The 11,916-nt window shown below is 29.4% G+C and carries 10 protein-coding genes; all 10 read left to right on the top strand.

Translation table 11 applies throughout. The features are described 5' to 3' along the window. Nucleotides 1-92 precede the first annotated feature (92 nt). The gene (locus ACI3VO_RS13795) at nucleotides 93-1,193 is read left to right on the top strand and encodes a PIN/TRAM domain-containing protein (protein ID WP_439758471.1); all 1,101 of its coding nucleotides are present in this window, start codon (nucleotides 93-95) and stop codon (nucleotides 1,191-1,193) included. Nucleotides 1,194-1,488: 295 nt separating this feature from the next. After that, nucleotides 1,489-3,471, top strand: coding sequence for a BglG family transcription antiterminator (locus ACI3VO_RS13790; RefSeq protein WP_439758470.1), 1,983 nt, complete (start codon nucleotides 1,489-1,491; stop codon nucleotides 3,469-3,471). A gap of 20 nt (nucleotides 3,472-3,491) precedes the next feature. Next, entirely contained in the window at nucleotides 3,492-3,935 is a 444-nt protein-coding gene (locus tag ACI3VO_RS13785; protein WP_439758469.1) for a transcriptional regulator GutM, read from the top strand. Between the two features lie 324 nt (nucleotides 3,936-4,259). Continuing rightward, complete coding sequence (locus tag ACI3VO_RS13780) at nucleotides 4,260-5,573, top strand: NAD(P)H-dependent oxidoreductase (protein WP_439758467.1); 1,314 nt, start codon at nucleotides 4,260-4,262, stop codon at nucleotides 5,571-5,573. Between the two features lie 330 nt (nucleotides 5,574-5,903). Then, nucleotides 5,904-6,260, top strand: coding sequence for a PTS glucitol/sorbitol transporter subunit IIA (locus tag ACI3VO_RS13775; RefSeq protein ID WP_439758468.1), 357 nt, complete (start codon nucleotides 5,904-5,906; stop codon nucleotides 6,258-6,260). 55 nt (nucleotides 6,261-6,315) lie between these two features. Beyond that, nucleotides 6,316-7,629: an NAD(P)H-dependent oxidoreductase gene (locus ACI3VO_RS13770; RefSeq protein ID WP_439758467.1), complete on the top strand. Its 1,314-nt coding sequence runs from the start codon at nucleotides 6,316-6,318 to the stop codon at nucleotides 7,627-7,629. Nucleotides 7,630-7,888: 259 nt separating this feature from the next. Further along, nucleotides 7,889-8,410 carry a PTS glucitol/sorbitol transporter subunit IIC gene (srlA, locus tag ACI3VO_RS13765; RefSeq protein ID WP_439758466.1) on the top strand — a complete coding sequence of 174 codons (522 nt, stop codon included), beginning with the start codon at nucleotides 7,889-7,891 and terminating at the stop codon, nucleotides 8,408-8,410. A gap of 27 nt (nucleotides 8,411-8,437) precedes the next feature. Then, complete coding sequence (srlE, locus tag ACI3VO_RS13760; protein ID WP_439758465.1) at nucleotides 8,438-9,454, top strand: PTS glucitol/sorbitol transporter subunit IIB; 1,017 nt, start codon at nucleotides 8,438-8,440, stop codon at nucleotides 9,452-9,454. A gap of 104 nt (nucleotides 9,455-9,558) precedes the next feature. Then, complete coding sequence (locus ACI3VO_RS13755) at nucleotides 9,559-10,509, top strand: sugar-binding transcriptional regulator (RefSeq protein ID WP_439758464.1); 951 nt, start codon at nucleotides 9,559-9,561, stop codon at nucleotides 10,507-10,509. 375 nt (nucleotides 10,510-10,884) lie between these two features. Further along, nucleotides 10,885-11,847: a thiamine pyrophosphate-dependent dehydrogenase E1 component subunit alpha gene (locus tag ACI3VO_RS13750; RefSeq protein WP_439758463.1), complete on the top strand. Its 963-nt coding sequence runs from the start codon at nucleotides 10,885-10,887 to the stop codon at nucleotides 11,845-11,847. Nucleotides 11,848-11,916: the final 69 nt, after the last annotated feature.

The raw sequence follows: 11,916 nt of genomic DNA, 5'->3' as shown, positions 1-11,916 counted from the left end.
AAGTAGTATTAGGTAATGGTCATATATAATAATATGAAAAAGGTATTATAAAGTTTAAATCAAAGGAGTGTAAATTTTAAGGGGGTGACACTTTGATAAGTAAAATAATTAGAATTTTAATAGGATTATTAGGTGCAGCATTAGGAACAACCGTATATGTTTTTTTAGTTAAGTATTTTCCAAGTGTATTTGTTGGAGTTAATGATTATAAATATATAATATCAATAGCAGTAGCTTTAATATTTGGTATATTTTTCTACGTAATAGGACCTTGGATAATTTCAAAAGTAAGAGATAGTGTAAAGGTATTAGACAAGGAAATTTCTAAATATCCACAGTCTGATATATTATTAGGAACAGTAGGCCTTATAGTAGGTTTAGTTATCGCTTATTTAATAGTTGGAGGAATAGGTACTTTTATAAATATACCAGTTATAACAGCTATAATATCTATAGTAGTATATCTATTTATGGGATATTTAGGTATTAGAATTGCATTAAAAAGTAGAGATGATCTGTTTAATATAAATAGATTAAGTAGGCTTACAACATCTTTAAATAAAGAAAAACAACCTAAAAAGGAAACTATAGTAAAACAAATACCACCAAAAGTATTAGATACAAGTGTAATAATAGATGGTAGAATAGCAGATATATGTAAGACTGGATTTATCGAAGGTAAATTAGTTATACCTAGATTTGTTCTAAATGAGTTACAACATATAGCAGATTCTTCTGATGATTTAAAGAGAGTTAGAGGTAGAAGAGGACTTGATATCCTTAACTCAATTCAAAAAGAGCTTGATATAGATGTTGAAATAAGTGATACTGACTTTGATGATATACCAGAGGTTGACAGTAAGCTTTTAAAATTAGCTCAAACTATAGGAGGAAAAGTAGTTACTAATGATTTTAACCTTAATAAAGTAGCTCAATTCCAAGGAGTAGAGGTTTTAAATATAAATGAATTAGCAAATGCGGTAAAACCAGTTGCAATACCTGGAGAGCAAATGCTGGCTCAAGTTGTCAAGGAAGGTAAGGAACAAAATCAAGGAATCGCTTATTTAGATGATGGAACGATGATAGTTGTAGATGGAGGTAGAAAATACATAGGAGAAACTATAACTGTATTAGTTACATCTGTATTACAAACACCAGCAGGTAGAATGATATTTGGAAAACCTAAAAACTAAATTTAACATAAGAAATATTGTAAATTCATGGCAAAATTATAGTTTTAGATATATAAATGTAAATTTATTATATGCTTATAGAGGAGAGTCGATAAGACTCTCTTTTATAATTTGTAAAAAAAATATACATATCTAGGAAAAAATATTATAATTAAAAGGGATAATATTATAAATTACTTTTACAAATGTTCTTGAATGAACTCTTGGTAAACATTTTCAAAACTGATGGGAAAAACAATGTATTAAAATTTTTTTTGGTTTAATATAAACTAAAAATGTAAGGAGGAGTCCACGCATGAGTAATAGTTTAAAATTGCCATCGATTGATTATAAAGAATTTAAAATTTTAACTTTATGTAAAAATAAAGAGTTCGCAAATATAAATTACATGGCTGAAGAACTGAAGGTTACAACTAGAAGTGTTAGAACATATATAAAGCAATTAAATGATAATTTAGGAGAAGATATAGCACAAATAATATATGTTAAAGGGCATGGATATAAGCTTGAAATAAGAGATAATGAAATTTTTGACCTTTTATTTGAAGAAAATAGAAAAATTCCTTTTGATTTTAATGTTAAAGATGAGAGAATTTTGTATCTATTAGATTTTTTTACAGAATTTGATGAAGTAATAACTATAGATCAATTGGCAGATAAAATTTCAGTAGGTAGAACGACTATAGTAAATGATATAAAATCAGTTAGAGAAATATTGAATGAGTATAATTTGGATTTAATCAAAAAACAAAATTTTGGAATGTGGTTAAAGGGAAATGAATTTGATAAGAGATTGCTTTTATTAAATTATATATATAAGGATTCAAAAAATGATTTAACGAATTCAAAATATGTTACAGATGTAGAACAAGATTCATTAAAAAAATTAAAAAATTCAATATTAAAATTGTTTAAAGAGGATAGCTTTTACGCTACAGACCAAATTTTTGAAGAAACTATAAAATATATTTTAGTTCAGGTTGGTAGAATAAAAAACGGAAATGAAATTTTTGAGTACGATAAACGTTTCGACTTATTAGGTTCATATGACGAGTATAATATATCAAAGGAAATAAAAATTATAGTAGAAGATATTTTTGATATAACTTTAAATGAATACGAAACATTATATCTTACATTACCTCTAGTAAGTGGAAATGCTGCACCAATTTCTAAATTTGTTTCAAATAAGCCAAAACTTCGCAATAATATTGAAGATTTGATGGAACTAATTTTTAAAGAAATATATGTTAGAATGGGAATTATAATAGAAGATCAATCTTTAAAAGATAGCTTAGGGTATCATTTAGAGTTTACTTTAAATAGGTTGTTATTTAAGATAAAGCTAAAAAATTTATTATTAGATGAAATGAAAGAAAATTATGTATTACCTTATAATTTAGCGAGAATAACTGCTGATGTCATTGAAGATGTTTATAATTTAACTGTTCCAGAAGATGAAATCGGATATATAGCGATACATTTTGGAAGCTATTTAGAAAAAAATATGATTTCAAATACATTGAGAAATGTTGCTATTGTATGTTCTACAGGCCTAGGAGCTACGAATTTAATTACAATTAGAATAAGAAAAATCATAGGTCAACATGTAAAGATAGATACTTTTTCAATGTTCGAAATAGATGAGGTTGATTTTAGCAAATACGATTTAGTATTTACTACAAATGATGTAGATATAAATTCAAATGCCGTATTGAAAATAGATGCTATTTTAGATGAAAATAAATTAAGAAATAAGATAGAAAAAATTATATATTTAAATAATAGCAAGCTAAGTAAAAATTTGAAGAACATAAAATTATCAGATAATTTATTGATAGGTGCATTTTTACAAGAGAAATATTTTTATGTATTGAATAAAAAGACAATTTCAGCTGCATTAAAAACAATGATAGATTCTATGATAGAGGATGGAATTGTTGGAGAAAAATTTAAGAAAGATATACTTGAGAGAGAAAAGACTCATCCAACTATATTTAATAGTGGATTGCTTTTACCTCACTCAGTAAATGATAAATCAGATGAAATGTATGTATCAATTGGGGTTTTAAATAAGCCAATAGAATATCTAGGAGTACAAATAAAAGTAATTATGTTAATAGCTTTTTCTACTGATGACACGAATACGGATTTATTAGTAAAAATATATGAAGAAGCTTTAAGCTTAGGTCAAAATGATAAATATATAAATCAATTGGCTAAATGTAGAACTTTTTCTGATTTAACAAGTACATTATTAAAAATATCAATAAAATAATAGAGTAAGGATGTGTTTAAATGAAAATAATTATAGTTTTAATACTTTTATATCTTGCAAATTTTGGAACATCATATTACCTTCATAAGAAATACGTAGCATCTCAAAGAAGGGTTAGACAATATGGTGGTGTTTCTACTGCGAGAACAAAGGGTGGATTTACGAAAAAAGGTAAAATAGTGCTTTTAGCATTTGATGATGAAGAAGAAATAATAAAATATGGCGAGAAATTTGAAGGTATAACTGTATTTTCTAAATTTGAAAAAATTGAAGGTATAGAAGGGCTTACATTAGATGAAGTGGAAAGTAAGTTTGCTGATGAAGAAGTTATAATACAAGCTGTACAATACATAAGAGAAAGAGAAAAGGATGTTGATTCTGAAGTAGACGAAAAATCAGAAGAAGAGCAGGTTGATGAAATAGTTGAAAATAAAGCAATAGAGGCTGATAATACTATTGTTTAGAAATATTTAAATAAGGGAGACTTGATAAGTTTATGTGTAAATTATCAAGTCTCTTTTGATTTATATAGAATTGATACATTTATATAATTTATTTTTACAAATGTTCTGATACAGAACGAAAATCGCATATTTTTCCACATAATGTGGAAAAAGAATGTATTAAATTTTTAATTCTATTGTTATAAACTTAAATCATAAGAGAAAGAGATTTAGATAATAAATCAAAATATACTAAAAAAATTCAACTTATCAGAATACTAATAAGTTGGATACATTAAATTAAAAATAAGCTGAAAAGCAAACATATAAACAGGGGGAATTGAAATGTATAACTTAAACAGAAAACTTGAAGAATTAGAAGTACAAGGAAAAAGCATCAAAATAGCAATAATCGGTGCAGGACATATGGGAACTGGTATGGTAAGCCAAGTTGTAAACATGAAAGGTATGATACCATCAATAGTTGCAGATATAAACGTAGACTTAGCAAAGGCTTCATTCATAAAAGCTGGTATAGCAGAAGATCAAGTAGCAGTAGTAGAAGATGAAGTAGCAGCAGAAGCAGCAATACAAGAAGGAAAATACGTAGCTTGTAAGAGCTTCATGGTAGCTTGCAAAACTCCATCAATCCAAGTAGTAGTAGATGCAACAGGAAGTATTCCAATAGGAGCAGAAATAGCATTAAACTCAATATTAAACAAAAAACATATAGTAATGTTAAATGCTGAAACAGACTGTGTAGTAGGACCAATACTTAAAAAATTAGCTGACGATGCAGGAGTAATATTCACAGGATCTGCAGGGGACGAACCAGGAGCAGTAATGGGATTATATGACTTCGCAACTTCAATGGGATTTGATGTAAGAGTTATAGGAAAAGGTAAAAACAACAAATTAGATTATGATTGTAACCCTGATACAGTAGCAGAAGAAGCAGCAAGAAAAGGAGCTTCTCCACACATGATAGCATCATTCAAAGAAGGAACTAAGACAATGGTAGAAATGGCATTAATGTGTAATGCAACAGGATATGTTCCAGATGTAAGAGGTGGACATGGTATAGAAGCAACAGTTAAAGAAGTACCACAAAAATATTCATTAAAATCAGAAGGTGGAGTATTAGATAACTACGGAGTAGTAGATTTCGTAAATGGTATAGCACCAGGGGTATTCGTAGTAGTAACTCATAAACTAAAAGAAGTAAGAGACGAAATGGAATACTTAAGCATGGGACCAGGACCAAACTACATATTATATAGACCATATCATTTATGCAGCTTAGAAACACCATTATCAGCAGCAATGGCAGTAATAGAAAACAAAGGAACAATAGTACCAAAAGGTGGATTAGTAGCAGAAGTAATAACTGTAGCTAAGAAAGACTTAAAAGCTGGAGAATATATGGATGGATACGGAGCATACACTTGCTACGGATTAATAGAAAAATATGAAACAGCAAAAGAAATGAATGCAGTTCCAATAGGATTAGTAGATAGAAAAACAAAAGTATTAAAAGACATCAAGAAAGGTGAAGTAATAACTTACGATATGGTAGAAATAGACAAAACTACTAAGTTATATCACTTAAGACAATTACAAGAACAATTACAAGCAGAAGGATTCTGGGATGCTAAATAATTAGAGTGTAAAAAATCACTTTAAATATGTAAATTAGAAGTAAATAGTAATTAATATATAATTAAGAGAATTTGATAAATTACTGTGTGTATTTTTAGCAAATTCTCTTTTTTTATAAAAAAAATAAAATTATTTTTACAAATGTTCCTGTACAAAACTAAAAGTACATAATTTTCCATTTGAAGTGGAAAAAGAATGTATTAAATTTTATAACACATTATTATACAATTAAAACATAGAAACATAAGTAAAAACGGTTTCACATAAGTAAAAGTAAAAATAAAGATAATTTAGAATAATAAATATAAAATTATGGAGAGGAATGAAAATATGAAATATCAAGCTAAAGTAACAGGAATAGGTGGAATGGTTCAAGAACTTGCAGATGACGGAAATTTAATAATAATCTTCAATGAAGATGTTCAAGATCCAGATTTAAAAGATATATCAATAGCACATACAGTAGCAGAATTAAAAGAAGATATAGTTGCTGGAGACGTTTTAACAATAGGAGATAAAAAATTCAATGTAACAGCAGTAGGAAATGTAGCACTTAAAACATTAAAAGACTTAGGTCACTGTACAATAAAATTCGATGGAGATACTAAAGCAAATCTACCAGGTGAATTACATGTTGATGGATTAGTTCCAGAAGTAAAAGTTGGAGATATGATTACTTTTGAATAGATAACATAAATTGAACGATAAATTAATACAGAAAATATAAACAGGGGGAATTGAAATGTATAACTTAAACAGAAAACTTGAAGAATTAGAAGTACAAGGAAAAAGCATCAAAATAGCAATAATCGGTGCAGGACATATGGGAACTGGTATGGTAAGCCAAGTTGTAAACATGAAAGGTATGATACCATCAATAGTTGCAGATATAAACGTAGACTTAGCAAAGGCTTCATTCATAAAAGCTGGTATAGCAGAAGATCAAGTAGCAGTAGTAGAAGATGAAGTAGCAGCAGAAGCAGCAATACAAGAAGGAAAATACGTAGCTTGTAAGAGCTTCATGGTAGCTTGCAAAACTCCATCAATCCAAGTAGTAGTAGATGCAACAGGAAGTATTCCAATAGGAGCAGAAATAGCATTAAACTCAATATTAAACAAAAAACATATAGTAATGTTAAATGCTGAAACAGACTGTGTAGTAGGACCAATACTTAAAAAATTAGCTGACGATGCAGGAGTAATATTCACAGGATCTGCAGGGGACGAACCAGGAGCAGTAATGGGATTATATGACTTCGCAACTTCAATGGGATTTGATGTAAGAGTTATAGGAAAAGGTAAAAACAACAAATTAGATTATGATTGTAACCCTGATACAGTAGCAGAAGAAGCAGCAAGAAAAGGAGCTTCTCCACACATGATAGCATCATTCAAAGAAGGAACTAAGACAATGGTAGAAATGGCATTAATGTGTAATGCAACAGGATATGTTCCAGATGTAAGAGGTGGACATGGTATAGAAGCAACAGTTAAAGAAGTACCACAAAAATATTCATTAAAATCAGAAGGTGGAGTATTAGATAACTACGGAGTAGTAGATTTCGTAAATGGTATAGCACCAGGGGTATTCGTAGTAGTAACTCATAAACTAAAAGAAGTAAGAGACGAAATGGAATACTTAAGCATGGGACCAGGACCAAACTACATATTATATAGACCATATCATTTATGCAGCTTAGAAACACCATTATCAGCAGCAATGGCAGTAATAGAAAACAAAGGAACAATAGTACCAAAAGGTGGATTAGTAGCAGAAGTAATAACTGTAGCTAAGAAAGACTTAAAAGCTGGAGAATATATGGATGGATACGGAGCATACACTTGCTACGGATTAATAGAAAAATATGAAACAGCAAAAGAAATGAATGCAGTTCCAATAGGATTAGTAGATAGAAAAACAAAAGTATTAAAAGACATCAAGAAAGGTGAAGTAATAACTTACGATATGGTAGAAATAGACAAAACTACTAAGTTATATCACTTAAGACAATTACAAGAACAATTACAAGCAGAAGGATTCTGGGATGCTAAATAATTAGGATTTTAGATTCTAAGTGATTGAAATATTGAGGATAAATTGATAATAGATCGGACTTCGATTGAGATTGAAATTGTATAAATAAAGGGAATTTGGCAAGATAATAATCAGTTCCATACCAAGTTCCCTTTATGAAAATAAAATAACGATAAAGTTAAGTCTTTTTTATTTACAGCTTTGGAAAACGATGTCAAAATGTGGGTTGGCTTTATCCGTTCAATTTAAGAATCAATAAAATAAAAAAGGGGGAACTTTTATGGAACAAATAGCAAAATTTGCAGAGGCATTTATAAACTTATTCAATCTAGGTGGAGAAAACTTAATGGGCCTAGTAACTGGTATATTACCAACATTATTAGTATTAATAACTTTAGTTAATGCGTTAATAGCAATTATAGGACAAGAAAGAGTTGATAAATTAGCTGCTTTAGCTTCTAAAAACGTAATAACAAGATACACAATATTACCAATATTAGCAGTATTCTTCTTAACAAACCCTATGTGCTACAACTTTGGTAAATTCGTTGAAGAAAAATACAAACCAGCATACTATGATGCAGCAGTATCATTCGTACATCCAATAACTGGTTTATTCCCACATGCAAATGCTGGTGAATTATTCGTATACCAAGGTATAGCTGCTGGTATCACAGCTTTAGGATTAAGCACAGGACAACTTGCAGTTAGATATTTCTTAGTTGGGGTAATTGTTATCCTTATAAGAGGTATAGTTACTGAAAAAATAACAGCAATGTTAATGAAAAAACAAGTAAAATAATAGAGTTTGATTAAGGGAGGTAATACAATGAGTGAATATAAATCAATTGTAATAAATAGAGGATCTAACGGTTGGGGCGGACCTTTAACTATAGTTCCAACAGAAACAAAAAATAAAATATTAGTTGTTACAGGAGGAGGATTCCCTCCACTAGCTCAACATATAGCAAATATGACTGGTTGCGAATTAGTAGATGGTTTCAAAACTACTATACCAGATGAAGAAGTTATATTAGCAATCGTTGACTGTGGTGGTACAGCTAGATGTGGTGTTTATCCTAAAAAAGGAATATTCACTGTAAACTTAACTCCAGTTGGAAAATCTGGACCTTTAGCTAAATTTATAACTGAAGAAATATATGTTTCAGATGTAAAACCAGAAAATGTTTCATTCTGTGATGGAACTGCGGCACCAGCTGTTGAAGCAAAAGCAGAAGCAGAAGGATCTTCAAAAATGACTAGAGAAGAATACTTAGAAAAGAAAGCAGAAGCTCAAGAAAAATACGGTGAAGTTGCTAAAGAAGGATTCTTAACTAGATTAGGTAAAGGTGTTGGTAATGTAGTTTCTACATTCTACCAAGCAGCAAGAGATGCAGTACAAACAACTATAACAAATATATTACCATTCATGATATTCGTATCATTAATAGTTGGTATAATCAATGGTACAGGTGTAGGTAACTGGTTAGCTAACACAATATCTCCATTAGCATCAACATTACCAGGTATGTTAGCAATATCTTTATTCTGTGCACTACCATTTATATCTCCACTTATAGGACCAGGGGCAGTTATAGCTCAAATCATAGGTGTTTTATTAGGGAACCAAATAGCTCAAGGTGCAATACAACCTCAATATGCTTTACCAGCATTATTTGCTATAGATGCACAAGTTGGTGGAGACTTCGTTCCAGTTGGTCTATCACTTTCAGAAGCTGAAGCTGAAACAGTTGAAATAGGGGTTCCTGCAGTATTATTCTCAAGGGTAATAACTGGACCATTAGCTGTTATAATAGCTTATGCATTCAGTTTCGGTATGTTTTAAATAGAATTCCAAATTAAAAGATTTTAATAAAAAGAGGCTGTTTCAATTAATTTGAGACAGCCTTAAGTAGATTATATTAATTTTGGAAAATTGAGGGGGCGAGTATGAAAAAGATATTAGGTGATACACGTTTAATGCTTAAATGTTGCGTTATGTATTATGAAAATCAAATGGGACAAAATGAAATAGCAAAAAAACTAGGCATTTCAAGACCAACAGTTTCAAAATTACTTAAAGAAGCTAAGGAAAGAGGATATTTAAGAATAGAAATTGTAGGTCCCGAAGAACAAAATTGTTATAAATTAGAAAAGAAATTAGAAGAAAAATTTGGATTAAAAGAAGCTATTGTAGTAGAGGATAAACATGATACAAATTTCCAAAAGGAAGAATTAGGATTTGAAGTAATGAAATACTTATATCGAATGATAGAAGAAGGAGATATTATAGGTGTTTCAATGGGAACAACTTTAAAAATGATCCCTCAATATGCTAAAGTTAAAAAATTCAATAAGATAGAATTTATTCCTTTAGTAGGTGGTATTGGAGAAGCTGATATGACAACTCATTCAAATCAATTAGTTGTAGAGCTTAGTAAAGGAATGGGTGGAACATTTAAGCTATTACATGGACCAGCTATAGTATCAAATGAAAATATTATAAATATACTTAGACAAGACAAAAATATAAAGGATGTATTTAAGTCTATGGATAAAATGAATATGGCAATAGTGGGGATAGGAAGTCCTATAGATGAAAATTCAAATGTAATAAAAAATGGATATTTTAATGAAAATGATATTGAAACATTTAAAGAAAGAAAAGCTGTAGGAGATATTTGTTTAAATGTATATGATATCGATGGAAATGCATCTGAATATGAATATAATAAATGTGTTTTTGGAATGAATATAGAAAAACTAAGAAATGTAGATAAGGTTATCGGAGTAGCATGTGGTATGGAAAAACTAAATGCTGTTATCGGAGCCTTAAATGGACATTATGTAAATGTTTTAGCTGTTAATTATAGCTTAGCTGAAGCTTTATTAAATTATTAATTTAAAATGTAAAATCGAAAATAAAAGTGTAGTGAATTTAAAAATTTGCTATGCTTTTTTTATTTATGAGATAAATTATTTGAATTCTAGTGACATTGACAAATAATATTGGTAAGTTTACAATAGTTTTAAAAAAGAACAAATGTAAAAATATAGATAAATATTTAATTTTTTAAATAAATGAGTATTAGTAATTAAATTGCATAAATTAATGTAAATGTAATATAATAATTATTTATTTTTGTAAAAAATTTTAGATAATTAATATATTTAAAAGGAAAATTTGTTGATAATTTAGAAATTAATTATAGTTTACATCAATATCATTAAATAATCTAGAATAAAAATATAAATAGTAAATTATAGGAGGTAAGTATGTCAATATCAAAGGAAACATTGCTTGAAATGTATAAAAGAATGAATCAAGCTAGAAAATTTGAAGAAAAAGTAAATTGGTTCTTTGCAAGAGGTATGATACATGGAACAACTCATTTATCTATAGGTCAAGAAGCTTCTGGTGTTGCAGCAGTTATGGCACTTGAAAAAGGTGATTTAGTTTCATTAACACATAGAGGGCATAGTCAATTTATCGGAATGGGAATAGATTTAAATAAAATGATGGCAGAGCTTATGGGAAAATACACAGGCTACTGCAAAGGTAAAGGTGGTTCAATGCATATAGCGGACATTGAATCTGGAAATCTAGGAGCAAATGGAATTGTAGGTGGCGGTCTTACATTAGCACCAGGTGCAGCACTTACTCAAAAATATAAAAAGACAGGTAAGATAGTTTTATGTACTTTTGGAGATGGCGCCGCAAATGAAGGATCTTTTCACGAGGGTATAAATCTTTCTTCAGTTTGGAATTTACCAGTGATTTTTTATTGTGAAAACAATTTATACGGAATGTCTACTGCTCAATCTAAATCTATGAATATAGAAAATATAGCAGATAGAGCTGTTAGCTATGGAATACAAAGCTTTATCATAGATGGATACGATGCAATAGAGGTTTATGAAACTGTCCAAAAAGCTGCTGAAATGTGTAGAAGAGGAGAGGGACCAGTTTTAATTGAAGCTAAAACTTATAGATGGCTAGGTCATTCTAAATCAGATGCAAATGCTTATAGAACTAAGGATGAAATAGATTCATGGAAAGAAAAAGATGGAATTAAAAGATTGAAAAATAAAATATTGGAATTAGGATATGCTACAGAAAAAGAATTAGAGGATATAGAAGCAGAAGCAAAACAATCGATTGAAGAGGCAGTTGAATTTGCACAAAATAGTCCAATGCCACCACTAGATACATTGGAAGAAGATGTTTATGCTGATTAGTCTATTAGTGTAGAAATTTGTACAAAATAAATGATATTTACCAGGAGGTTTGGATTATGGGAATGAGAG

Source organism: Intestinibacter sp. (assembly GCF_051866655.1).
Lineage (GTDB): Bacteria > Bacillota > Clostridia > Peptostreptococcales > Peptostreptococcaceae > Intestinibacter.
The sequence above is the reverse complement of the archived record's forward strand: the minus strand, read 5'-3'. Positions and strand labels throughout refer to the sequence as shown.